This window comes from Pontibacillus chungwhensis, from assembly GCF_030166655.1.
Classification (GTDB): domain Bacteria; phylum Bacillota; class Bacilli; order Bacillales; family BH030062; genus Pontibacillus.
Map to the genome: position 1 here is coordinate 3,072,750 of NZ_CP126446.1, position 24,619 is coordinate 3,097,368.

General features: G+C 40.8%; 21 protein-coding genes and 1 other annotated feature. Of the genes, 7 read left to right on the forward strand and 14 right to left on the reverse strand.

The window, feature by feature from the left end:
• Positions 1-25: 25 nt before the first annotated feature.
• From QNI29_RS15970 to QNI29_RS15985, 4 genes are all read right to left on the reverse strand, one after another.
• A complete protein-coding gene (locus QNI29_RS15970) occupies positions 26-1,018 on the reverse strand; it encodes a class I SAM-dependent methyltransferase (protein ID WP_231417470.1) in 993 nt (330 codons plus the stop codon).
• 625 nt (positions 1,019-1,643) lie between these two features.
• The gene (gene tpx, locus QNI29_RS15975; RefSeq protein WP_231417471.1) at positions 1,644-2,141 is read right to left on the reverse strand and encodes a thiol peroxidase; all 498 of its coding nucleotides are present in this window, start codon (positions 2,139-2,141) and stop codon (positions 1,644-1,646) included.
• A 124-nt stretch (positions 2,142-2,265) separates the two neighbouring features.
• On the reverse strand, positions 2,266-2,811 hold the full coding sequence (ytfJ, locus tag QNI29_RS15980; RefSeq protein ID WP_231417472.1) for a GerW family sporulation protein: 546 nt from the start codon (positions 2,809-2,811) through the stop codon (positions 2,266-2,268).
• Between the two features lie 22 nt (positions 2,812-2,833).
• The gene (locus QNI29_RS15985) at positions 2,834-3,487 is read right to left on the reverse strand and encodes a DUF2953 domain-containing protein (RefSeq protein WP_231417473.1); all 654 of its coding nucleotides are present in this window, start codon (positions 3,485-3,487) and stop codon (positions 2,834-2,836) included.
• A 167-nt stretch (positions 3,488-3,654) separates the two neighbouring features.
• Between QNI29_RS15985 and QNI29_RS15990 the strand changes: the two genes are divergently transcribed.
• Positions 3,655-4,458: an NAD kinase gene (locus tag QNI29_RS15990; protein ID WP_231417610.1), complete on the forward strand. Its 804-nt coding sequence runs from the start codon at positions 3,655-3,657 to the stop codon at positions 4,456-4,458.
• A gap of 44 nt (positions 4,459-4,502) precedes the next feature.
• Here QNI29_RS15990 and QNI29_RS15995 read toward each other — a convergent pair whose 3' ends face one another.
• The 6 genes from QNI29_RS15995 to ezrA all read right to left on the reverse strand — a co-directional run bounded on the left by QNI29_RS15995 (position 4,503) and on the right by ezrA (position 11,041).
• On the reverse strand, positions 4,503-6,089 hold the full coding sequence (locus QNI29_RS15995) for an amidohydrolase (RefSeq protein WP_231417474.1): 1,587 nt from the start codon (positions 6,087-6,089) through the stop codon (positions 4,503-4,505).
• 123 nt (positions 6,090-6,212) lie between these two features.
• Positions 6,213-6,413, reverse strand: coding sequence for an alpha/beta-type small acid-soluble spore protein (locus QNI29_RS16000; RefSeq protein WP_231417475.1), 201 nt, complete (start codon positions 6,411-6,413; stop codon positions 6,213-6,215).
• A 90-nt stretch (positions 6,414-6,503) separates the two neighbouring features.
• A complete protein-coding gene (thiI, locus tag QNI29_RS16005) occupies positions 6,504-7,709 on the reverse strand; it encodes a tRNA uracil 4-sulfurtransferase ThiI (RefSeq protein ID WP_231417476.1) in 1,206 nt (401 codons plus the stop codon).
• 5 nt (positions 7,710-7,714) lie between these two features.
• On the reverse strand, positions 7,715-8,848 hold the full coding sequence (locus QNI29_RS16010; protein WP_231417611.1) for a cysteine desulfurase family protein: 1,134 nt from the start codon (positions 8,846-8,848) through the stop codon (positions 7,715-7,717).
• A 147-nt stretch (positions 8,849-8,995) separates the two neighbouring features.
• Positions 8,996-9,334: a hypothetical protein gene (locus tag QNI29_RS16015; protein ID WP_231417477.1), complete on the reverse strand. Its 339-nt coding sequence runs from the start codon at positions 9,332-9,334 to the stop codon at positions 8,996-8,998.
• Positions 9,335-9,343: 9 nt separating this feature from the next.
• Entirely contained in the window at positions 9,344-11,041 is a 1,698-nt protein-coding gene (gene ezrA, locus QNI29_RS16020) for a septation ring formation regulator EzrA (RefSeq protein ID WP_231417478.1), read from the reverse strand.
• A 166-nt stretch (positions 11,042-11,207) separates the two neighbouring features.
• Between ezrA and hisJ the strand changes: the two genes are divergently transcribed.
• Positions 11,208-12,011, forward strand: coding sequence for a histidinol-phosphatase HisJ (hisJ, locus tag QNI29_RS16025; RefSeq protein ID WP_231417479.1), 804 nt, complete (start codon positions 11,208-11,210; stop codon positions 12,009-12,011).
• An 80-nt stretch (positions 12,012-12,091) separates the two neighbouring features.
• On the opposite strand, the gene refZ is transcribed toward hisJ, so the two are convergent.
• Complete coding sequence (refZ, locus tag QNI29_RS16030) at positions 12,092-12,730, reverse strand: forespore capture DNA-binding protein RefZ (RefSeq protein ID WP_231417480.1); 639 nt, start codon at positions 12,728-12,730, stop codon at positions 12,092-12,094.
• Between the two features lie 118 nt (positions 12,731-12,848).
• On the opposite strand from refZ, the gene QNI29_RS16035 reads away from it, so the two are divergent.
• Positions 12,849-13,328 (forward strand): GAF domain-containing protein, encoded by a 480-nt coding sequence (locus QNI29_RS16035; protein WP_231417612.1) that lies wholly within the window; start codon positions 12,849-12,851, stop codon positions 13,326-13,328.
• Positions 13,329-13,383: 55 nt separating this feature from the next.
• On the opposite strand, the gene QNI29_RS16040 is transcribed toward QNI29_RS16035, so the two are convergent.
• Together QNI29_RS16040 and QNI29_RS16045 are read right to left on the reverse strand one after the other, a co-directional pair.
• On the reverse strand, positions 13,384-15,279 hold the full coding sequence (locus QNI29_RS16040) for a sensor domain-containing diguanylate cyclase (protein WP_231417481.1): 1,896 nt from the start codon (positions 15,277-15,279) through the stop codon (positions 13,384-13,386).
• 98 nt (positions 15,280-15,377) lie between these two features.
• The gene (locus QNI29_RS16045; protein ID WP_231417482.1) at positions 15,378-15,989 is read right to left on the reverse strand and encodes a hypothetical protein; all 612 of its coding nucleotides are present in this window, start codon (positions 15,987-15,989) and stop codon (positions 15,378-15,380) included.
• A gap of 311 nt (positions 15,990-16,300) precedes the next feature.
• Between QNI29_RS16045 and rpsD the strand changes: the two genes are divergently transcribed.
• The 3 genes from rpsD (at position 16,301) to QNI29_RS16060 (ending at position 19,716) form a co-directional block, all read left to right on the forward strand.
• Entirely contained in the window at positions 16,301-16,903 is a 603-nt protein-coding gene (gene rpsD / locus QNI29_RS16050) for a 30S ribosomal protein S4 (protein ID WP_188654460.1), read from the forward strand.
• A gap of 119 nt (positions 16,904-17,022) precedes the next feature.
• Positions 17,023-17,265 carry a hypothetical protein gene (locus tag QNI29_RS16055; protein WP_231417483.1) on the forward strand — a complete coding sequence of 81 codons (243 nt, stop codon included), beginning with the start codon at positions 17,023-17,025 and terminating at the stop codon, positions 17,263-17,265.
• Between the two features lie 165 nt (positions 17,266-17,430).
• Positions 17,431-19,716, forward strand: coding sequence for a helicase C-terminal domain-containing protein (locus QNI29_RS16060; RefSeq protein ID WP_231417484.1), 2,286 nt, complete (start codon positions 17,431-17,433; stop codon positions 19,714-19,716).
• A gap of 59 nt (positions 19,717-19,775) precedes the next feature.
• Here QNI29_RS16060 and tyrS read toward each other — a convergent pair whose 3' ends face one another.
• Complete coding sequence (tyrS, locus tag QNI29_RS16065) at positions 19,776-21,047, reverse strand: tyrosine--tRNA ligase (protein ID WP_231417485.1); 1,272 nt, start codon at positions 21,045-21,047, stop codon at positions 19,776-19,778.
• Between the two features lie 123 nt (positions 21,048-21,170).
• Positions 21,171-21,382: a binding site (T-box leader), on the reverse strand.
• 135 nt (positions 21,383-21,517) lie between these two features.
• Between tyrS and QNI29_RS16070 the strand changes: the two genes are divergently transcribed.
• The gene (locus QNI29_RS16070) at positions 21,518-24,577 is read left to right on the forward strand and encodes a transglycosylase domain-containing protein (protein WP_231417486.1); all 3,060 of its coding nucleotides are present in this window, start codon (positions 21,518-21,520) and stop codon (positions 24,575-24,577) included.
• Positions 24,578-24,619: the final 42 nt, after the last annotated feature.

A 24,619-nucleotide genomic window follows, 5' to 3' on the forward strand; every position in this document is an offset into this window, starting at 1 on the left:
GGGTAAAATCTTTATTTTCTAAAAATTATGACATACGTTCCGACTTAAACCAGTCATTAATTTGGTTCACCATATCATTCATCGCTTTCGCATTTTGGAAGGAAGGTAGCTTGGCCATTAAAGCTTGTTTTGGAGCCTTTGTTTCTTGCCCTTTCTTCTGCACAATGAAAATGCTCTTACCAAATTTCTCATTTTTGAACATCGATTCCGGAAGTTGCAGCACACCCACAACATGAACATGTTCTTGCAAGAAGGCATGCAGTTGTTCTGACTGGTCACTGTCAAATAAGAAGTTTGGAATTAGGAATAATGAGTACCCACCCTCTTTTACATAATGAAGCGTTTGTTCAATAAAGAGGTGGTGTGAATAAGAATGACCTTCTTCAGCTTTTAACGTATAATTAGCAGCTTGTACATCATCCGGATAATAACCAACTGGCAAATCAGCTACGGCAATATCTACAGGCTCAAGTAGCAATGGGCGCAAACTATCCTGATGGAAGAACTCTACTTCAGCTTTCTGCAGATTAGCATTCAACAGACCTAACTGAATCAATGTAGGGTCTACTTCACTTCCGTAGGCTTCTACTGATTGCTCCATCTGATTTATGATGGCCGTTAACAGATTAGCTGTTCCTGTGGCAGGGTCAAACAGTCGAATAGTTTCTTGCTGACCATCTCCAAGGACCTTCTGAATTAAATACCCCATAAAGATCGCCACGGAGTCAGGAGTAATAAGGTGCTGTTGCTGAGTTGATCCCTTCATTCCTTTTAAAATGGCAAGTTGAAGACCTTTACGAATTTCTTCTTTCTTAAATTCTTCAATCTTTATCGTTTTAAGCTTTTCGGATAACTGTTCCTGCAGGTTTTCGCTATAATCTGTAGACGGTGCTCCTTCAATGAGGATCTCCCCTGCTAAAGGCAACAATTCTAAATATGAAAGGTCGATCTCCTGGCCAATTAATTCGGCCGTTTCATCGAGCCATGTATATAATAACTCAACATGTGACTGATCCATGTTAATTCCTCCTATTATCACGTTCAACTTTACTAGTTTAGCAAATGCATCGTATGATTACCAAATTAGAGGCTACATCTTATTTCGGGTTATGTAAAGAGCGAAGCTTAGAAATTCTATATAACACAAATCTCCGCTAAAGTTTCGCGGTTTCCGTTCGCTGTAACGTGAGCGTAAGGTGGGCCTGGAAACTACTCGCTTTCCTGTGGGGAGCTGGTGAGCCTCCTCAGCCGACTACGTCGGCTTCCGGGGTCTCACCTAGGCTCTTCTGCCCACGGGAGTCTCGCAGTTTCCAGGCCCACCTTTGCCATGTAAAGAAGAACGGAAACATGCCATCATTAGAGCTTGAGGGCGTTAAGTTCCTTTACGCCAGGGGTTGCTCGGGGACTGCGAGACTCCTGCGGCAAGAGGAGCTTAGGGGAGACCCCACAGAGAGCGCTAGCGAACGAGGAGGCTTCCCAGCTCGCCGCGGAAAGCGAGTTGTCCCCGAGCAACCCCAAGCACTATTAAACGTAACGGCACCCTATCAAAAAAGGCCAGGCGTCTTGTTAACCTCTAAGTTGCATACAAAGATGTATACAAAGAAGGAAGAAACCAAGATGCCTAGCCTTTGTGGGTTAAACGTTTATTGAGCGTCTTTTGCTGCTGAGATGGCTGCTTCGTAATCAGGATGGTTTGTTGCTTCTGATACGTATTCAGCATGTACAACTTCATTTTGGCTGTTTACAACGAATACAGCGCGTGCAAGAAGTCGCATTTCCTTAATAAGCACACCAAATGCTTCACCAAAGTAAGCATCGCGGTGGTCAGAAAGTGTATCTACGTTTTCAATACCATTTGAACCACACCAGCGACGCTGTGCGAATGGTAAATCCATGCTAATGGTTAGGACACTGACGTTATCTAACTGAGCAGCTTCCTCGTTGAAACGGCGTGTTTGAGCGTCACATACCCCTGTGTCGATTGATGGGATCACACTGATTAACTTCACTCCATCATATTGCTCCAGAGAAACTTCTGAAAGGTCGTTAGCAAGTACAGTAAAGTTAGGAGCTTTGTCGCCAACTTTTACTTCATCCCCAACAAGCGTAACGGGATTTTCTTTAAATGTAATAGATGCCATGATGCATTCCTCCTCTGATTTTCTTTAGGAAAGCTCTTCTAGAATCCTTAAGTATGTATGAAACAAGGAAAGAGCCCGACTCTCCCTATTATGAAGGCAGTTTCTTTCCTTGTCTAATCATTTCCTACCAGGAGTAATTCTGTCCGTCTGAACTACCTTGGTTTTGGCCGGGTCCTTGACCTTGGCTTTGACCACCATTTTGCCCTTGGTTTTGGCCTCTACCTCCTGAGGATTGACCATTTTGTTTATCGCCGTTTTTACTAAGTATGTCTTGAATTTTTTGTACTGCTTGTGGTGCCAGATCAATCATACGCTCATATAGATGTGTACTTTCATCTAAGTGGATCATCTTGACACCTGATGTTTTATTCACGATCAGGAAAGCAATTGGCGTAATAGAAACACCTCCACCGCTACCTCCTCCGAATGGAAGTTCCTCTCCATTTGAGCCTGATCCATTCCCTTGTTGCTGTTGGTTTTTGTTACCACTCTCTTGTTTAAATTGACTTCCTCCTGCCGCAAAGCCAAACCCAACTTTGGATACGGTGAGGATTAACGTACTTCCATCTGGTGTTTCAACTGGATCTCCAATGATCGTATTGACATCGATCATATCTTTTAAACTTTCCATAGCAGTGGTCATTAAACCTTGAATTGGATGTTCTGACATGATTGTACCTCCTAATTAAGAATTACGCTGGTTTCTTCCGCCACTTCGGTATGTTTCCACGTGAGTACCGAACGACTTGTAATACTGCGAATATAGCTTGCCCAAAACGAAATGAGATCATACACTCCAACCGAGTTTGGGAATGCTTTTGTTGAAAATATGGCGTCACATAGATTTCAGGGGAGGCTTTTAACACCATATAGTTTGAAACCATACCAATGAGTGCCCCTTTAACAGACCAGATGCCCCCGCATATCATCCCAGTCATGCTCGCATTAGAAGTCCCAACTTGTGTATCCCAAAGGAGCGTATGCACACGTACTTTTCTTAGAAAACGTCTTACTATCTTATGTAATCCAATCACACTTCCAACAAGGTCTTGAATACTTTGAAAACGGTTCAATATTTCTTCTGGTGTGTACGACTTCTCCTGTTCTCCTTCGTTTTTATTACCGACCTCTGTCTTTTCCTTTGTCTTCAACGAGAGATCCTCTTTATCTAGAGCCATCATAGGAACTTCCTTTTTGATTCGTACCCATTTCCATATTCGTAATTCCAGTTTTAGAAAGTCACGATCGGAAGAGTGCAAATAGGTCAGCGTGATGTATAATCTAGAAAACCAAACAATAATGATATTAACTAAAAAAAATAAAACGACTGCTAAAACCCAAACCATTCTTCCATCCCTCCTTTTCTAATTAGTTTCATCCCCTTTCATAAAATTTAAACAATCTGACATTATTTTATTTAGAAAACGCTTACGTTTTTGGTATGATGGGAACGTAGGGTTACATGAAATGTATATAAGAGATCGCCATTTAAAGAGGAGTGTTAAAAATGATGATGCTGAATCGGAATAAACTATTTTTTTATTATCAACATGAGGACGAGCTTATAGAAAAGCTCACACCTTTATTTGATTTAGCAAGAGAAAATGGTTTTGAAATTGTTCAAAATCATCAAGATGCTAATATCATTATTAGCGTTGGAGGAGACGGAATGTTTCTTCAGTCGGTAAGGAAAACGGGTTTCCGTGAAGATTGCCTTTATTCAGGGATTACAACTTCTAAAAATGAATCAGGTTTATACTGCGACTTTAACTTGGATCATTTTGATGAAATGGTTCATTCTATGATGCATGAAGCTTTAGAAGTTCGACGCTTTCCCGTTATTGAAGCAAACATCAATAATGAATCTTCATTTTATTGCTTAAATGAACTGAGCATGCGCTCAACTCTTATTAAGACGATTGAAATTGATGTATTCATCGATGATATCCCATTTGAATCATTTAGAGGAGATGGACTAATCGTCGCTACTCCAACAGGGAGCACAGGGTACAACAAATCGACAAAGGGGGCAGTCGTTGATCCTAAACTACCATGCTTCCAAGTTTCTGAATTAGCTTCTATTAATAGCAACCGTTACCGTACACTCGGATCTTCTTTCATTCTCAGTGGTGATCGCACACTAGATCTTCAACTTGTCCAAGACGGGAATGACTACCCGATCTTAGGAATTGATAACGAAGCTCTTCCGATTCGAAATATACGGAGTGTAAAAGTTAATCTAAGCGACAAGGTCATTAAAACGATTAAATTAAAGAATAATTCCTATTGGGAACGCGTAAAGCGAACATTCTTATAAAAAAACGTCTGGGAAGGTGAACTTCCCAGACGTTTTTCATTCGGTTACCGTTGATATACAACTGTACCATCAACCACTGTTCTTGTTACATTTGCTTCTAGGAGACGATCAGGATGGAGAGCAAAGAGATCGCGATCAAAAATGGTGAAATCCGCATCATAACCTTCTTTTATCAACCCACGCTTCCCTTCCTCATGAATCGTATAAGCACTCCCCTTTGTATAAAGAGAAATAGCTTCAAACATAGTAAGACACTGCTCAATACCGTATGCTTTTTGGTCATGGATTGATTTACGCGTAACCGCTGCCTGAATCGCAAGAAGGGGGTTAATCTCTTCTATAGGCGCATCTGAACCCCCAGCACAAGGAATGCCACTTTGGAGCAACTTCTTCCATGGATAAGCGTTTTGTAGGCGGTGTTCTCCAATACGATCAAGCACCCATGGAAAGTCTGACGAAACAAAAGTAGGTTGAATATCCACAATGGCATTCGTCGAGCTCACTTGATCATAAAGTTCATCTCTCATGAATTGAGCATGAATAATGCGGTCTCGATGGGGAGCATCCGGTACGCCATTTAAAATTCGTGTTATCATAGCTACCGCCTCATCTCCAATAGCGTGGACCGCTACAGGAAGATCATGCTTCCGAGCTTTTTTCACGATCTGGGCTAACTGCTTTTCTTCATGAATCGCCATTCCCCTATTCCCTTTATCATCTTCATAGCTTTCTGACAACAAAGCGGTTCGCCCCCCTATCGCTCCATCTGAGAAGATCTTCACAGCTCCAAGCTCGACGAACTCCGTTCCACTCTTATAAGTCAAACCATCTGCCAACATATCATCTAAGACTTCATGATGGACGAGAAGGTGTGCTCTAAATTTAGTATGTTTTGGCCCGATACTATTCAAAAAAGCATCATATGTTTTTCTGAAACCACCGTAGTAATTTAGATCTTCACTATGACCGCCTACAATACCATTACGTGTTAAATCTTCTATCGACACCGAAATAGCTTTTTCTAAATAACTTTGGGTGTATTCAGGCATAGCATCTTTAATTGGGTCCTGAGCTGCATCAAGAAAATAACCCGTTGTCAAACCATGCTCATCCCTAACAATTTTTCCACCTTGTGGATCTTCCGTATCTTCAGTGACACCTGCTAGTTCCATGGCTTTTGAGTTAGCCAAAAGAGCATGGCGGCAGACACGTGTTAACATGATCGGATGTTCTGTTGAAATTTCGTCTAATTCTGATTTATGTATAATACGGGGGTCTGCCCACTGATTCTCGTTCCATCCTTCTCCAATTAGCCACTGACCATGTGGCAACTGCGAAGCATGGGAAGATAACGCTTCTTTCACTTCTTCAGGAGATGTCATAAAGGATAAATCTAAGCGAAGTAAACGCTCGCCGTGACCGATAATATGCAAATGGCTATCCACAAATCCTGGATACATTACCTGGCCTTGAAGATGATGCTCTTGATCAATTGCACCTTTCCACACAGCCATCACCTCTTCAAGAGAACCGGCCATTTGGATACGACCATTCTTGGTGACAACCGCTTCTACTTGTTCCCCTTCTTGCTCCATTGTATAAATCGTTCCACCATACCATAACTCTGCCATTTGTACCTACTCCCTCGTTTTTTTGTACCATATCATATTCTTTGATAAAGTCACAACTTTCCGACTCCCGCCCCATAAGAAAAGGACAGTGTCGCCACTGCCCTTTCATACCATCATATTCAATTATTGTTGGCCACCGTTGTACTGCTGTTCAGCCATTTGAACTAGACGTTTTGTGATCTCTCCACCTACAGATCCGTTTTGACGGGATGTAGAGTCAGGACCAAGCTGTACGCCAAATTCTTGAGCGATTTCATATTTCATTTGGTCTAGAGCTTGTTGTACACCAGGTACTACAAGTTCGTTTGAGTTGTTATATGCCATGTGATTCTCACCTCCTTGTTACTACTAGCATGGCTTCACAAGGAGGATCTCATTCTGAACAGTTTTTGGAAATTCAGCTAAGTTTATCTTTTAGAGCAAATCAGAAAATTCGTCCTCTTCTTCTGTTTGACTCTCTTCAAATTCAACTGTTTCAATTCCTGCAAGCGTTTCTTCAATTTCATCGGTGAAATCAACACGCTCTTCATATTGCAGCACTTTCTCACGAGTTGGTCTCGTTTTAGGTGCACTCGGCACGAATACTGTACAGCAATCTTCAAAAGGACGAATCGAGATATCATACATATCAATTCGCTTAGAAATATCAATAATTTCTAGTTTATCCATTGAAACAAGCGGACGAATAATCGGGTAATTGGTGACCTCGTTAATCGTGTTCATGCTTTCCATCGTTTGACTGGCAACCTGACCAAGACTTTCACCCGTCGTAAAGGAAAGAATTCCCCTTTCCTCTGCAACGCGTTCACTCACTTGAAGCATGACACGACGCATAACGGTCATGCCATATCCTTCTGGTATTTCACGGTGAATGGTTTGCTGCAACTTAGTAAATGGAACAATATGGACTTTAATTTTATGGCCATAACGAGTCAATTGCTTAGCTAAATCAAGTACCTTCTGCTTCGCACGCTCACTTGTATAAGGAGGAGAATGGAAGTGAATCGCCTCAATTTCAACACCACGTTTCATTGACAGATATCCTGCTACAGGACTGTCAATACCACCTGATAGAAGAAGAAGGCTTTTTCCCGTTGTACCTACCGGAAGTCCTCCTGCCCCAAGTATTTTCTCTGAGGTAATATAGGTTCCGTCTTTACGGATCTCTACATTAATTTCCACATCAGGATTATGCACATCTACAGTATATCCTTCTGTATTTGAAAGCACATAACCGCCAAGAACCCGATTCATAGCTTGGGAATCTATAGGGAAATCTTTGTCTACGCGGCGTACAGTAATCTTGAACGTCTTGGCGTTTTCCGCATGCGTCAAGGCATAAATCGCAGCTTCTTTCATCTGTTCTTCTTCATTGTCCACTTTAATTGCTAAGCTAAACGACTGAATACCGAAAACATCTTTACATCTTTCTAAGATAGGCTCAGGATCTTCCCCATTTAGCAAGATGTACATACGATTCCGATTTCGTTTAATTGTAATTGCGTCATAGTCGTGCAACTTCGCTTTTACATTTTCATACAACTTGGCTACGAAGTGTTTTAAGTTCTTCCCTTTCAGGGACATTTCCCCGTAGCGGATTAATATATGATCATAATGCATGTTATCTACCCCATTACTTCTTTTAATTCGGTTAATACTTCACGAAGCACTCGTATAAAACGAGCTCCTTCTTCCATGGTATTATCATACGTGATACTTACACGAAGACCGGCCGAAGACCGTTCATGTGAATGCCCGCATGCAGTTAGAACAGCACTTTCATCTGCATGCTTAGAAGAACAAGCTGACTTAGTAGAAATGTAGATCCCCCGTTCTCCCAAAGCATGAATAACGACCTCTGGTTTAAACCCGGGAACGGAAAAATTCACAATATGAGGAGCACTTTCTGAAGGTGTATTCATAACAACTTCATCAAATTTAGAGATTTCTTCATACAACTGCTGGTGTAATTCTCTTAGGTGTTTCCCTTTTTGCTTTTGATTCTCCTTCGTCATCCGGAGTGCTTTAACCATAGATACAATGCCAGGAAGATTCTCTGTCCCAGCCCGGTAAGAGGCCTCTTGACTTCCTCCATGTAACAATGGAAATAGAGAAGTGTTTCGCTTCACATAAAGAATACCCGTTCCTTTTAACCCATGGACTTTATGGCTCGACATGGTGCATAAATCAATACGCGATAGATCCAAGTCAATTTTCCCTAGTCCTTGTACATAATCTACATGGAAGTAAAGCTTCGGATGTTGACGAGCTACATTTGCGATTTCTTCTATAGGTTGAATCGTCCCTAACTCATTATTGACGTGCATAACGCTAATTAAAATCGTATCCTCTCGAATAGCTGCTTGAACATCTTCAACACTAATACGGCCAGCACCGTTAACAGGAAGATAAGTGACCTCAAATCCAAGCGACTCTAATGAACGACAAGCTTCCAACACGGAAGGGTGTTCAATCGTCGTAGTAATAATATGCTTCCCACGATTTTGGTGTTGTAAAGCAATTCCCTTTATAGCCATGTTGTTGCCTTCTGTTCCTCCGGAAGTAAATACAACTTCATCAGCATGAATACCAAGCAACCCTGAAGCTTGCTTTTTCGACTGTTGAAGAAGTCTTTCAGCCTCGCTTCCAAATGCATGTATAGAAGAAGGATTTCCATAATATCGTTCAGATACTTGCTGGAAACTATTTAACACTTCGGGATATGGTTTTGTCGTGGCACTATTGTCGAAGTAAATCATGGCACCGATCCCCTTTTCTCTTATTGCAATCAATTCTATTATCATACGTTTCACCTGAGGCATCTGTCAATCGCTCTTGTAATTCAATATAACTATAACATGATCTAGAAGACATTTCAGATTGTTCATCATAGAAAAAGCCCTTTCCTAAAAGGGAAAGGGCTCTTTCTTAATCTCTAATTTAGTTAATAGATCATCAATAGAAAATGTACCATCCTGACTCCATTCATTTGCCCAGGAGCGAGTCAATCCTACTTCTTGCCACGTTCCTTTATCCTTTTCTATGACTTGATTGCTTCTAGAGGACTCAAAACGGGAAGCAACTTGAGCCAATCGATCTGAAGATTTCATTTCAATAGAAGGATTTGAACGTTGACTATGATCTTCTGCGAGAGTCTCTTCAGAAGGTACCATTAGCAGAATAATGGTAATCATCCAAACTCCTATAGATAGGACGGAGAGACTCATTACTAAGCGTTTATTCATGAATGCCTCCTAACCTACCGTTGTGCTCACTCCGACGTATTCACCTAAGCGTGCACGTGCACCTGGTTCTACTTCTTCAAGTGCATCTGTTGCCAATTCCAAGGCATGATCATACTCATAATTTCTAAAAGAGCGTTCCGCTTCTGAAAGCTTTGCCGCCGTGAAAGGATATTGACTTCGATAACGATTTCCGTACTGAATCATGGTTTCAACCAGAGCAGCCTGGTCCAAGAGTAATTCCGTTTGTTCAGAAGCACTTTCTGTCTCTTTCGTAGCATTAGTAAGTGCTTCACGTACTTTCACCATATCAAGAGGTTGCTCATCTAACAGATCATGAACTCGATGGAGAGAATGAGCAGCAGCTTCAATGGCATTTTGTAAATAAAGAGGGACACCAGGAATATTGCTCTTTTGAAGCTTCCGGTTAACAGCAATAAGCTTTTGCTTCATAGCGGTAATTTGTTCTTGCGCTTCACGCTCACCAGCTCGAACCTCGTGTAAGCGGTCTTTAAATTGTTGATGCTGTTCCATAAGTTCTTGAAGTTGAACTTCAAAGCGTTCGAGATCTTCTCGAATCGACAAATGGGACAGTCCCTCTTCAAGCTCATCAGAAATATCGTTATATTGTTTCACTAGCAGGTTTACCCATTTTTCAAGACTTGCATGGATCTCTAAATCCTTATCTTCAAATTGGTATGTATGCTGCAATACTTCGATCTCTTCCTTGCTTATGCGAATATCTTCTCGAATCGATTGTAATTGAGATAACAGTGTTGGCTGATGTTTTTCAACATAACTTTTGGCAATTGCCTCTTTCTCTAGTTGAGCAAACATTTCATTTACACGTTCTTCAATTTCAAGGGCTCCCGTGCGCGCTTCTTCCATCTCAGCATTTTCTAATTGCTCGGTGTAGCTACTGAGTTTCTCTTGAAAAGCTGCAAGCTCGTCATTGAAATGATAAGCTTCAACACGGTATCCGTCCTCACTCATTTGTTGTAAGCCGTTAAGTAAATCTTCAATTTGAGATGGAAGCTCTTGCTTACACATCTTATAAAGAGATGGAAATTCTTCAATCTGGACAGTTAGTTGATCGATTTCGTCTTTCATGGTCTGAACAAGTTCATTCGCTTCGAAGTAATTCCCTTGCTCTACAAGCTGATAATAATGTTGGAGTTTCTCATCAGCTGTATCGATTAGAACTTCAAAACGGACTTCAGCACTCCCGTATCGATGGCGTTGTTGTAATAGTTTTTTGCGAAGTTGTTTCGTTTGTGGATGGAGTGTTTCAATGTCTTTGCGGCTATTTTCTTCTGAATGAAGCAGCGTATCTAACTCTTCAAACATCTTATCAATTGAAGCTTCAATGGCTGTTAACTTCTCTTCAATGGAAGCTAACACTTTCCTAGCAGAGCCGAATCGGTATTTATCTGCATATTCCTCTGCATCAAATAAATACTCTTCAAGGTCCGGTAACTGCTTTGATAAAATGTCATCCCACTCAGAACGCCATGATTCAAACCTTTCCTGTGTTTCCCCTGATAAATTAAGGGACTTCACCTTTGAAAGTTCTTCTGTCACTTCACGGTTCATAACATCCATCTTCCAGCTTTCTAGCCGATCGACTTCATCATATACCCGCTTTCTAAAAATTAACCCCACAATAATTCCAACAATCACTGCTAGTATCGCACCGATGCCATACGCCATATAAAGCCTCCTAACTGTCAATAATTCATCTATGTCATACCAGGTAAAAATATGTATATAGTAATGTTTTTATGATACCATGTAAACGGTCATTTTGGCTAAATATTTTCAAATTTATTAACCTTTTTACAATTTTTTCTACATCTTATTTGGAGGAGGTTTCATTTTGATCGTAGATGGACATGTACACACGCCCTTCTGCCCCCATGGAACAAGGGATACCCTAAAACACTACATTGAAAACGCCATTTCAAAAACTTATTCATCTATCAGTTTTACGGAACACGCTCCGTTACCGCCATCCTTCAAAGACCCTGTACCTACAAAGGATAGTGGGATGGATATCAAACGAATCGATGATTATATTACCACCTTAGGAGATTTAAAAAGGACTTACGAAAAAGACATCACAATTCATATCGGATTAGAAGTCGATTACATTGAGGGGTATCAGAAAGAAATTACAAATTTCCTTAATCAATACGGACCTTATTTAACAGATTCTATACTATCTGTCCATTTTCTTCTTTCTGGGAACGAATATGTCTGTCTTGACTATAATCCAGCTTCTTTCCAAACACTTGTAAATGAAACAGGTGGTGTTGACGAAGTGCATCGACTTTATTACAAGACACTCCTTCGTTCAATAGAGGCAGATTTAGGACCTTATAAACCTACTCGTATTGGCCATATGACTCTATCAAATAAATTTCAGAGTTTGTTCCCCACATCCACGTCTTTTGCACAAGAGACAGATGCAGTATTAGAGAAGGTTAAGGAAAAAGAATACTCGTTGGATGTAAACACTGCTGGTTTAAGGAAACCATACTGCCAAACAACCTACCCTCCCCTACCAATTGTAAAGAAAGCTTCGCAAAAAGGGATCAAACTTATTTACGGATCTGATGCACACAAAGCGGAAGACCTCGGTGCGGGGTATGATCAGGTAAATCTACACCTACAAGACTAACAGTTAACACACCTAATAAGATTGATTATAAATCATAACGCGCCCGAGGGAGAAATCCCACGAGCGCGACTATCTTTCTATTACATGATGCTTTCTTTCTTTGGCGGAAGACCGCCTGTTTGGTACACATGATCGAGCCAGTGCATAATGGTGTCTGTATACTGCTTCACAAAAAACTCAGGGGACTGATCCCACAGGACATGTTCTCTCATTTCGTAAGGCATTAAAAAGGGCATCATAAGCATTCCCTTAAATTGCAGAAACAAGTATTGAACCTGCATTTGTTTAATCTTAGTATGCTGTAACGATTCCTTAAACAGCTTAAATAGAATAAATTTTTCTTTGGCTAAATACGTAACCATCATTTCTCGTACTAGAACATTATCAAGCGTCAACTCACGGTGAATAAAGCAAGTAAATTGATGATGCTGTTTCTTATACTGTATAATAACCTCTATCATTTTACGTAGTTTTTCCTGTGAAGAAAGGCGTGGGTCTACATCTTTCTGTTGCTCAATAGCTTCTATATAAGGTTCAAAATATTGGACCATAAGGTGTTCAAGTAACCCTTGTTTATTTGTAAAATGGTAACTAATCAGCGAAACATTAACTTTGGCTTTTGCGGCGATATCACGAACAGAGGTTCCAGTGTAGCCTTTCGTATAAAACAACAAACACGCTGCATCCATCACTTTTTGTCTTGTTGACGATTTTGTCATAGCACATGACCTCCTTATTCGAAAATATTCGTTGAATAAGGTAAGAATCCTGCATGAATCGCTCGTCAACTTTCGCCCCGCACTATTAGGTTTTTTGCCAAATTAGGAGGAATGCATGATGTTTAATGTCGAACATTATAATGGAACAAAAGAACAAAATTACGAATTATTGTTAAAGCAGTTAAAGGCTTTAATTGAAGATGAGCCGGATCAAATCGCAAATCTATCCAACGCCTCTTCCCTATTAAACCAGTTTCTTAGTGAGGTAAATTGGGTAGGATTTTATATTTGGAAACAGGACCAGCTTGTTTTAGGGCCATTCCAAGGACTTCCAGCATGTGTTCGTATCCCTAGCGGAAAAGGTGTATGCGGTACAGCTATTTCAGAAGGGAAAACACAGCGCGTAGCTGATGTCCATCAGTTCCCTGGTCACATTGCCTGCGACGCTGCAAGTCAATCCGAAATCGTGGTCCCTATGTATAAGGACGGAAACGTATTTGGCGTTTTAGATATCGATAGTCCTGTTAAAGACCGTTTTGATGAGATTGATGAAATGTTTATTGAGCAATTCGCAAGACTTGTCGAACAGTATATATAAAGATTAAAAAAAGAGCTTGGATCTCCAAGCTCTTTTTACATGTATAGGGTCTTCACTAGTTTCTATGAATGCTTTGCCCATTATTCGTCTCACGTTTAATGCAATCTTTTCCTGACTCTTTTGCTTCATAAAGCGCCCTATCTGCCCTTCTGAATAAATCAACAACTCTCCCATCACCTGACTTATTCCAATAAGAAACGCCACACGATATAGTGACACGCGGGGTCGTATAGCCTCTCACTCTATTCACCAATTTCTCACCAATTTCATAGGCCTCATCTAAGTCAATTTCCGGAAGATAGATGGCCAATTCTTCCCCGCCCCATCTTGCGGTAATTCCGATATTCTCTATTTCGCGTTTCAGCAGGTTCGACACTTCAATAATGACCCGGTCTCCTTCTTGGTGACCGTACGTGTCATTTACTTTTTTGAAATTATCAATGTCGACTATAATAAAGGATCCATCACGATCTTTCACAAAATGTTTATGAATGGTTTCATCTAAGTGCTTCCTTGAATAAAGCTTTGTTAGATAATCTGTACTGACTAGTTGCTCTAGTTCTTCTCTTAGCATGGAATTCGCAAATGCAAGCGTTGAATGGTGGACAAGCGATTGCAAGAGCTTAAACGTTTCGAAACTAAAGAAGTACGGATCTGTATGCATGACGATGACGACGCCTTTTAACGATTCAGTCTGGATCATAGGAATCGCCATTACCGATTGATATGGACTATAGAAGCTAGGATTCTTTACAGAGAAATCACCTATGAATAACGCATCCCTCTGCGCACCAATCGAATCCGTAATATAACGGAGAAGCTCCTCACTCTTGTCCTGGTAAAAGAACGATGAACTTTCCTTTAATACTTCATAATCCCTAGCTTCCCCGTCTTTAAAAAGAAGCACGCCCACTTGCTCAGCATCAAAGGATTGTCGAATCTGGTTAGATAAGAACGAAATGGTATCAGATAATCTCAAGTTTGAATTAAGTTTGTGTGATGTTTCATTTATTAGCTGCAAATCTGAAATTAAACGTTTGGACTGTTGGTACAACCTGGCGTTCTCTAAAGCGTTGCCCGCAGTATTAGCTAATAAAGTAATAAAATTAATATCTTCCTCAAGAAAATGGATACTCTTTGGTGCCACGACTTGTAAAACGCCGTAAACACCTTGCTTCCCTTTAAGCGGAGCGTAGAAACAAGACTGCCGCTCATTCCAGGATTCTTCGAACTGCATTTCCCCGGTTAAATAGGCTTGTGCACTAGATCTGTTCGCTCCATCACTATCATAGACTAGCTCACGAATCGGCAAGTCATGAGAACTAGAATAATCATGGGAGAGCAACAGATAATATTCAAACTCCGGATATAGCTGACGTAGTGTATCAATGATCTCCCCAAGCACATCATCCATGTTCATAGAAGAGTGGAACTTGGCTGTAACCCTGAACAAGCGCTCATGTCGTTTTTCCTCATCTAAAGATTGATAGTAATTTCTCATCTTTAAATAAAGAGCAGAAACTTCTTCACCAACAGTTTCTAAATGATGAAAGGTAAGGTGCTCAGGTGTATGAAAAGTCACCCCTACTAAACCAAAGACTTCTCCTTCGTGGGTTAATGGGATGAAGTAACGATATGTATCCTCTTGAAAGCTACTCTCTTTTATGGGTGAACCAACCATCCCATGATGCTGACGTAACCCGCTCCAATACTGTGCGTTTATCTCACGCGCTAGTGTGTCGTCCCCCTCAGAAGAAATCATCCTAAATGTATTTTCAGATGCATTATATATGTATACATGGGCGTTAGCTGCTCCAAGGGTTTCTTTTATGACAACTTCCATTTCTTCTAAGAAGTTCATCCAATCCGTCGCTCCATTATGGGTGACCAAGTCAAAGAAACGTGCCTTTAATTGATTATGAAATTGACTATTGGGTTTATTAGAAATCATACATCCATCACCTTATTTCAGTGGAGTTCTCTACAAGCTTTTCTTTTTATCATTATACTTCTTATAGTCTTTTTTTCCTATTACTTTTCATTAATTTTTCACTTTTTTACAATTTCAACTGTGAAATCATCTAAAAGAACAACCCAAACCTCTTCATTAACATATAACTTCTCTATATCTATAGGACGCTTTTGGAAGACTTCTGACCATTCATTATGGTCATGTAAACGTACTGTCATCTGAAAAACATCCCCCTTTTTAATCACCTTTTTAATGAAAGAGACACGTTCTTCAAACATAGGCGAACGAGCAGAAGAGGGGCGTTCAACGAGGTCCTCATCCAATAAAAACCATTCGTTATTACGTTTTACCCATAGTTCCCCGTCCTTAGAATAGTTAATCTCTTGAATCGGCTGATTTAGTCTCTTATAGGCTTTGGCTGAAAAAGAATAGGTAAAAGGGTCTATGTCAAACGTCACCAAATAAGGAACTTCTTCCTGTAGTTGTATTAAACTAACCTCTACTTCTTCCACGTTGTGCCGAATAGCTAACAGAGGTTGTTGCTCTAGAGTTGGCTTCATAATTTGTTTTGCTTGATTATTTTGTACCATTATTGCAACTAGGACCGCCACTATAAATAGGCTAATGAGCACATAGCGTAGAAGTTGAGAACGTTTCGTGGGTGGTGTATGATCGCTATTAAACTTCATATAAAATAACCTTTCGAAATTTTTTGCCTCATTATAACACAGCCTCCTTACCCAAAGACCGAATTAGATGATATTCTTCTTGATACTCCTTGACTTCTAATCAAATAAACTCTATAATAGCGTTTGTGTAAAATAAAAGGCAGCTTTGGTGAACCACTGTTGTCATCATTTTGTTCCTCTCTACTAAGAGGTGTATCGCGTAACTCTCGGCTGCTGGAGCGATGGTACATGAAAACAAAATGAGCATCGAGAACGGAACACTTCTGTTTTTATTTTATACAAAATAAAAATAGTAAAGGAGAGATCATCCAATGGCACGTTACACAGATTCCACTTGGAAAAAATCTCGTCGTTTAGGTATTTCTTTATCCGGTACTGGTAAAGAGCTAGAAAAACGCCCTTACGCTCCTGGCCAACATGGTCCTAACCAGCGTAAAAAGCTTTCAGAATATGGTACACAGCTTCAAGAAAAGCAGAAGCTTCGTTTCATCTTCGGAGTTAACGAACGTCAATTCCGTCGTTTATTCGAAGAAGCAGGTAACATGAAAGGTATCCACGGTGAAAACTTCTTAACACTTCTAGAGTCTCGCCTGGACAACATCGTTTACCGCTTAGGTCTTGCTCGCACTCGCGCGCAAGCTCGCCAACTAGTTAACCATGGTCACATTCTTGTAGATGGTGGACGCGTAAACATTCCATCTTACCGTGTGAAGCCTGGTCAAACAATCGCAGTTCGCGAAAAATCTGCTAACCTTGACGTGATCAAGGACGCAATCGAAGCTAACAACTTCGTACCTGAGTACGTATCTTTCGATGCAGAAAAGCTTGAAGGTTCTTACGTTCGCTTCCCTGAGCGTTCTGAAATGCCTTCTGAAATTAACGAAGCACTTATCGTTGAGTTCTACTCTCGTTAATAGCTTCCGCAAACACCCATCCTTTTGGATGGGTGTTTTTTTATGCTCTTTTCTCCTTTCATTATCATCTATTTCCATTTCCTGATACACTAAGAGTATAAATATAAAGGAGGGGTCACGTGTATACCTTATATATCAGTATTGTGATTGGGATTTGCGTACTGGCCTTTATTGGAACGCTTTTAGTTGGTAAAGATGTAAATAAGTCCATAGAACGAAGAGAAATTGAAGGAGAATCCCCCGCAGCAGAGCTACAGAGATCCCATAAATATGAGAAGAACTCAAGTATTAAAATTCTATCCATTATCTATGCAATCACGTTTCTTCTGACTGCCATCGTTTCTGCGATCTTTATTTTCTAGACTACTCTAGATTGAAAAGTGTAAGCGTGGTGCTTAGGATCGTACGGACAAGGCATCTTTTTGTAAAAAGCCAATCGCCTTATACAAAAAGATGTTTTTCCCGTATATTCCTTAACATCACCTCACTTTTTAAACTTAGACTACACAAAAGAACTTGGTGATTATATGACACAGATTAAAACATCCATACGAGCATTGGTTGAATACGTTTACCGATCCGGAAGCCTGGATCGGCGTTTTAAATCGACCACATCCCTAACAGAAGGAACAAAAGCACATCAAATGGTACAAAAAGAATACGGAGAAGAAGATTTCAAAGAAATGCACCTTGCCTATACTCATATAGAGGACTCCCTCGAAATCCAGATAGAAGGACGCTGTGATGGCTTGCTTCAATCAACCAATACCATTACGATTGATGAAATTAAATCAACCTCCTCTTCTATTTTTGATATAAAGAAGGACTCCCACCCTGTGCACTGGGCTCAGGCGAAGTGCTACGCGTTTATTTACGCGACGCAGCAAGGTTTGGATGAAATTGATGTACAGCTTACATATGTACACTTACCATCTTCTGAGCGGAAGCAATTTGCGGAATCTTTTACGGCCAATGAATTAAAAGAGTGGTTCGAGCATGTCATCAAGGCGTATATTCCATATGCGGAACAAATGAGCCAGCACAGGGACAAGCGGCAACAGAGTATACAACAACTCCCTTTCCCCTATCCAGAATTCAGGCCCGGTCAACGAAAATTTGCTGGAGCTGTCTATAAAACCATTAGCGATCATAAGACCATGTTTGCCCATGCGCCTACCGGAACCGGGAAAACCATTTCAACCCTTTTCCCTGCCATAAAAGCCATTGGTGAAGGTAGGTCAGAAAAGTTATTCTACTTAACTGCAAAAACGATCACAAGGCAAGCTGCTGAAGAAGCACTTCATTTAATGGAGGAGAGTGGTCTGCACTTTCATACCGTCACAGTGACTGCCAAAGATAAAATGTGCTTTACAAGCGAAGGGTGCCAAGCAGAATATTGCCCGTTTGCTGACGGTTATTACGATCGTATTAATCACGCCCTTCTCGATATATTGTCTAGTGAAACACTTATGACAAGAGAAGTTATTGAATATTACGCTAGGAAGCATCAGGTTTGTCCTTTCGAGTATTCAATAGATGTCGCCTATCATGCTGACTCTATCATTTGCGATTACAATTATGTATTTGATCCAAGAGTATCTTTCAAACGCTTGTGGAACGACACCAAGAAGAAGACAACCCTTCTTATAGACGAAGCGCATAACCTTGTTGACCGCTCGCAGGCTATGTACTCTTCTCTTCTAACAAAGTCATCCTTCTTACAGCTAAAGCGGGAATATAAAACAAAGAATCCCCATCTATATCAAGCATTACACACAATCGACCAATCCTTTCTTTCTCTAAAGAAATCTATGGGCGATGACTATATGCTGACAAGTGCAGAGATTCCTGAAGGGATCGTGGAACAAGTAGAACAGTTTACTGAACTAGCAGAACTCGAAATTCCTTTTGTTGAGGATACAGAATCTCTATTACTTGAAACCTACTTTATGGCGTTAAGTTTCATACGCATTTCAAAGTTCTACGATGAATCCTACCTTTCTTACATCAGGCGTTACAAAAGCGAAGTCGAGTTGAAGCTATTCTGTATTGACCCCTCATCACTTCTTCATAAAACGACGAAGGGGTACGGAGCGACCATTTTCTTCTCGGCCACATTCGCTCCTTTTGATTATTATAAAGATATGCTCGGATGGACTGAAGGCGATTATACATTTTCCATCCCTTCACCGTTCGACAGAGACAAAGTGGACTTATTTATTCAACCGACATCCACCCGTTACTATGACCGTGAGGAGTCAGCAGAAACCATCGCACACACAATAGAGGATCTAATAAGAGAAAGACCCGGCAACTACCTGATCTTCTTCCCTTCTTACGTATATATGGAACAGGTGTATGAGAGATTCCAAGAACGAGATCATCAGTCCTCCGTTTTACTCCAGACCCCGCACATGACAGAGGAAGACCGGGAACACTATTTGTCTGAATTTCGTATAGACAGAGAGGATTCATTAATCGGGTTTGCTGTATTAGGAGGGATTTTCTCAGAAGGAGTCGATTTGAGAGGGAATCGGTTAAACGGGGTTCTAGTCGTAAGCGTCGGTTTACCTAAATTAAATGATGAACAAGATCTGATGAAGCAATTTTTCAATAATCGTGGCAAAAACGGGTTCGATTATGCTTATATGTATCCCGGTATGAATAAAGTATTGCAAGCAGCAGGCAGACTCATTCGTACTGAAGAAGATTCCGGTACCATCGTTCTTATAGATGATCGGTTTCTTCAAAAACGATACACAACCTTGCTCCCTTACCACCTTCAACATTACCGCATCAAAAGAGACGAATAGAATAAAATTAAAAGGCCGATCAGAGTGATCTCTAACCGGCCTTTTTCTCGATTCAATCATTACCCTTCGAAACGAATTAAGAAATATTTCTTCTTACCACGGCGAATGATTGTAAACTTGCCATCTATACGGTCTTCAGCGCTCACTGTGTATTTCATATCCTGTTCACGCTCACCATTAATGTAAATGGCACCATTTTGAATGTCTTCACGAGCCTGACGCTTTGATGAGGAGATCTTAGCTTCCACGAGCAAATCAATCAATCCTTTTTCCTCTTCTTCTAAACGATAAGTAGGAACGTCTTTAAAGCCTTGCTCGATTTCGTCTCCAGTTAACTGCTTTAGATCCCCACTAAAGAGTGCTGCTGAAATCTTTTCAGCCTGTTCTAAAGCCAGCTCATCGTGGACCAACTTCGTCATTTCTTCAGCTAATCGGCGCTGAGCAACACGTTTCTCAGGCTGCTCTTCTACTTCCTTAGAAAGCTCCGCAATTTCCTCCAGGCTTAAGAATGTAAAGTAGTGAAGGAAGTTTACAACATCACGGTCATCTGTATTAATCCAGAACTGATAAAACTCATATGGCGTAGTCTTTTCAGGGTCTAACCAAATAGCCCCACCGGCTGTTTTACCAAATTTACTACCATCTGCTTTAGTAATAAGTGGAACAGTTAAACCAAACGCCTTCGCTTCTTCTCCTTCTGTAGAGTTTTTACGAATAAGCTCTAGCCCAGCAGTAATATTCCCCCACTGATCACTTCCGCCGATTTGTAATGTACAGTTCTCTTTACGGAATAAGTTCAGGAAATCATAAGATTGAAGGATCATGTAACTGAATTCTGTAAACGAGATTCCATTTTCAATACGAGACTCTACTGAATCCTTCGCTAACATGTAGTTAATACCAAAGTGTTTCCCTACATCTCGTAAGAATTCAATCATTGTCATTTGGTTCAACCAGTCCAGATTGTTACGAGCTACAGCTGCATTCTCACCCTTATCAAAATCCAAAATCTTAGCAAGCTGGCCTGCTAGTTGTTCGCTGTAATAACGAACTGTGTCCTCATCATTCAATTGACGTTCTGTTGAACGTCCGCTTGGATCACCGATCATACCAGTGCCCCCACCGACTAAGGCGATCGGGCGGTGACCTGCTTGCTGGAATCGTTTAAGAATGAGCACAGGAAGCAAATGCCCTATATGAAGACTATCTCCTGTTGGATCAAATCCACAGTAGAGTGTTACTTGTTCAGAAGCAAGGTGTTTTTTTAAACCTTCTTCATCTGTCATTTGATTAATTAAGCCTCTTGCTTGTAGATCTTGTAAAATATCCAAATTTCAACACTCCTAATCCAAAAAAAGTTAACGACATAAACGAAATGATAGTACTGAAGGCGCCCACTTCAGGTTATACTACGGACAACATTTATCCCAGAGCACAAAAAACCCCGCCCCTAAAAAAGGGACGAGGTTCTCTCGCGGTACCACCCTTGTTGCAACCAAATTAATGGTTGCCACTCAAGGAAATTCTAACGGTTTCACCCGTCTTCTGATTCATCAGAAGAAAACTCCAGGACGTAATTCGTAAGTTGCTCTGTACTGACTCACAGCGACCGTCAGCTCTCTGAAACAGGGAACTTCTTACTACTTCAACCCTTCTATGTTTACTATTCATTATCGTTCGTGACTGTGACATAATTTATAGCATATATTTTTTTAAAAAGCAACACACATTTCCTGTTGAACCATGTCTCCTTATGGTGCAATATGGTATAATATTGCGTGTATGAATAGGAGGTCGTTATATGAGCCAGAACCATTCCAATGGTCCAGATAGATCAAAGCTTCGTCAATGGTGGGAAGACGGAAAACTTCAAAAGTACTTCCGGATTTCCTATGATGTGATCTGGAACATTGTGTTATTCTTCCTCATTGTAGGTGTTATCGGCGTATTCTTTGCTGGTGGGTTAGGTGCCGGTTACTTCGCCTCACTCGTTAAAGACGAGCCCATTCGAGCTAAAGCCGAAATGGAAAAAGACATTTACAATTATGAAGAAACGTCGAAACTGTATTTTGCCGGTGATACGTACTTAGGAAAGATTCAGTCCGATTTGTATCGTGAAGAAGTGTCGCTTGATCAAGTCTCTAATCATGTGGTCAACGCCATTAAAGCGACAGAAGATGAATATTTCGATACACATAATGGGGTTGTTCCAAAAGCAATCCTTCGTGCCATTTTCCAAGAAGTCACAAACGCAAGCGTAAAAACGGGTGGTAGTACACTTACCCAACAATTAATCAAGAACCAGATTCTAACAGATACAGTTTCATTTGAACGTAAAGCAAAAGAAATTTTACTTGCCTTACGTTTAGAGCGCTTCTTTGAGAAAGATGAAATATTAGAAGCCTATCTCAACGTTGTTCCATTTGGTCGTAATTCATCCGGCAGGAACATAGCAGGAATCGAAACCGCTGCTCAAGGGGTATTTGGAGTGAGCGCCAAAGATTTAAATCTTCCTCAAGCAGCTTATATTGCAGGAATGCCACAAAGTCCTTATCTTTATACTCCTTTTACAAATAGTGGAGAAATTAAATCAGAAGAAGGGGTCGCACCCGGTGTTGAACGTATGCAAACCGTTCTTGAGCGTATGCTTGAAGCCGAGATGATCTCAAAGGCTGAGTACGAGAAGGCTATTGATTACAACCTGGCTGCAAACTTTGCCAAACCAGAACCTTCTCCTATTCAAGAGTATCCTTATCTTACAGTTGAAATTGAAAAGCGCGCCACCAAAGTTTTGCAAGGAATTCTTGCTAAACAAGATGGCTACACAGCAGAAGACCTAGCCAATAATGACTCCTTGCAACAACAGTACTCTAACCTTGCAGACCGTACTCTTACGCAGGATGGATTAAAAGTTCATACCACGATTAACAAAGAGATTTACGATAAAATGCAAGAATTACGTATTAACTACAATCATTATGGTCCAGATCTTCCTGAAAAAGAGGTTGATTCTGAAACCGGTGAAGAGAAAACCATTATGGAACCTACTCAGGTAGGTGGAATGCTCATCGAGAATAAAACCGGAAAAATTATCGGCTTTATCGGTGGACGTGATTACGAAATATCCACAGTAAATCACGCTACGTATTCCAAACGTTCCAATGGTAGTACAATGAAACCACTTCTTGTATATGGACCTGCTATAGATTTAGGAGCAGGACATCCGGGTAGCGTGATTGCTGATATCAGCACTAAATTCGATGCCGGTACAGACATGTGGAACCCTGGGAACTATACAGGAAGATATCATGGACTTACATCAATGCGCTATGCATTAGCTAAATCCTTTAACGTCCCTGCCGCGAAGACATACGTAGATATAATTAATCAGAACCCAGCTTCTTACCTTGATAAAATGGGCTTCACTACATTAACTGAGGGTGACAAACACCACTTATCAGCATCCATTGGCGGTCTTGACTACGGGGTAACAGTAGAAGAGAACACGAATGCTTATGCGACGTTTGGTAACATGGGTAAATTCGTAGATGCCTTTATGATTGATAAGATCGAAACAAAAGATGGTGACGTGCTTTATGAGCACAAATCAGAGCCTGTTGATGTCTTTGCTGAACAATCGTCTTATTTAACCATTGATATGATGAGAGATGTACTAGATTACGGTACAGCTACTTACGCAAAGAATCACCTTAAATATCCTGGCGTAGATTGGGCAGGAAAAACAGGAACATCCCAGAATTTCCATGACACCTGGTTTGTCGCAACAAACCCTAACGTAACAATGGGTATGTGGATGGGATATGACACTCCAAAACCTGTCAATCAATGCTATAACTGCTCATTAGGGTATAGTAACCGGAACGTTAACTTATGGACTGACGTCGTCAATGCAGTATCGGACATTGATCCAGAGTTAATGATTCCAAAAGAAAGTTTCAAACGTCCTTCAGGGATTGTACGACAATCCTACTGCGCAGCTTCTGGACTACTTCCTTCAGAATTGTGTGCAGATATGGGGCTTGTGAAGAGCGACCTTTATTATGCTAAATATGCACCAACCAAAAGGGATGACAGCCTAATTGCTACAAACTATGTAGAAATTGGTGGTAAAGCTTATGTAGCGGGAGATTCAACTCCAACTGAGTTTACAAATCAAGGCGTTTTCTTTAATCCCGATTATATTAAGCGAAACGATTATGATCGACTTGATAGCTTAGATAAGCTTGTACCAAATAACAGCCAATGGGCTAATGTACGAGTGCCATCGACAGATGCAGTTCCTAACGATGGTCAAGCCCCTGCCGCTCCATCTTCCTTATCCGTAAGTGGTGGCGTTCTGAACTGGGCACCATCCGGAAGCAGAGATGTAGTAGGCTATCGCGTTTACCGAGCCCCAGTCCCTGGCGCTGGTTTCCAATTAGTCGGAAGCTCCGCTAGCTCTAGCTTAGGTGTTTCTGGTCGCGGTGTATATGTCGTAAGAGCTGTTGATTACTTTGGAATGCAGTCAGCCGCATCTCCAGCTTATAAATACGGAGATTTCACACCAGACCCTCCTCCAACTGATCCTGGACAAGGTTCTGGTAACAATAACAATAACAATAACAATAACAATAATGGCAATGGCGGCAACAATAATGACAATTCTAACAACGACAACAATTCAGGTAATGATAATACAGATAATGATTCCAATAATGACGATTCTTCTGGCGAAACGAATAATGATGGTTCATCAAATGACGATAATTCCGGGTCAAACAATGACTCCGGAGGATCTGGAGAATCCGGCGATACAGGCGGAGATACCTCTACAGATGATGATTCATCTTCCGAAGGATAAACATTACAACAATCCCGGTAGCATTTAGCTACCGGGATTGTT

Excerpts from the sequence above, each read along its gene's own strand:
- ytfJ (WP_231417472.1), bottom strand. The coding sequence starts at position 2,811 with ATGTCAGAACATCCAATTCAAGGTTTAATGACCACTGCTATGGAAAGT.
- QNI29_RS15990 (WP_231417610.1), top strand. The coding sequence starts at position 3,655 with ATGCTGAATCGGAATAAACTATTTTTTTATTATCAACATGAGGACGAG.
- thiI (WP_231417476.1), bottom strand. The coding sequence starts at position 7,709 with ATGCATTATGATCATATATTAATCCGCTACGGGGAAATGTCCCTGAAA.
- QNI29_RS16060 (WP_231417484.1), top strand. The coding sequence starts at position 17,431 with ATGACACAGATTAAAACATCCATACGAGCATTGGTTGAATACGTTTAC.
- QNI29_RS15995 (WP_231417474.1), bottom strand. The coding sequence starts at position 6,089 with ATGGCAGAGTTATGGTATGGTGGAACGATTTATACAATGGAGCAAGAA.
- QNI29_RS15970 (WP_231417470.1), bottom strand. The coding sequence starts at position 1,018 with ATGGATCAGTCACATGTTGAGTTATTATATACATGGCTCGATGAAACG.
- rpsD (WP_188654460.1), top strand. The coding sequence starts at position 16,301 with ATGGCACGTTACACAGATTCCACTTGGAAAAAATCTCGTCGTTTAGGT.
- QNI29_RS16010 (WP_231417611.1), bottom strand. The coding sequence starts at position 8,848 with ATGATTTACTTCGACAATAGTGCCACGACAAAACCATATCCCGAAGTG.
- QNI29_RS16070 (WP_231417486.1), top strand. The coding sequence starts at position 21,518 with ATGAGCCAGAACCATTCCAATGGTCCAGATAGATCAAAGCTTCGTCAA.
- tpx (WP_231417471.1), bottom strand. The coding sequence starts at position 2,141 with ATGGCATCTATTACATTTAAAGAAAATCCCGTTACGCTTGTTGGGGAT.
- QNI29_RS15985 (WP_231417473.1), bottom strand. The coding sequence starts at position 3,487 with ATGGTTTGGGTTTTAGCAGTCGTTTTATTTTTTTTAGTTAATATCATT.
- QNI29_RS16015 (WP_231417477.1), bottom strand. The coding sequence starts at position 9,334 with ATGAATAAACGCTTAGTAATGAGTCTCTCCGTCCTATCTATAGGAGTT.
- ezrA (WP_231417478.1), bottom strand. The coding sequence starts at position 11,041 with ATGGCGTATGGCATCGGTGCGATACTAGCAGTGATTGTTGGAATTATT.
- QNI29_RS16035 (WP_231417612.1), top strand. The coding sequence starts at position 12,849 with ATGTTTAATGTCGAACATTATAATGGAACAAAAGAACAAAATTACGAA.
- QNI29_RS16040 (WP_231417481.1), bottom strand. The coding sequence starts at position 15,279 with ATGATTTCTAATAAACCCAATAGTCAATTTCATAATCAATTAAAGGCA.
- QNI29_RS16000 (WP_231417475.1), bottom strand. The coding sequence starts at position 6,413 with ATGGCATATAACAACTCAAACGAACTTGTAGTACCTGGTGTACAACAA.
- refZ (WP_231417480.1), bottom strand. The coding sequence starts at position 12,730 with ATGACAAAATCGTCAACAAGACAAAAAGTGATGGATGCAGCGTGTTTG.
- QNI29_RS16045 (WP_231417482.1), bottom strand. The coding sequence starts at position 15,989 with ATGAAGTTTAATAGCGATCATACACCACCCACGAAACGTTCTCAACTT.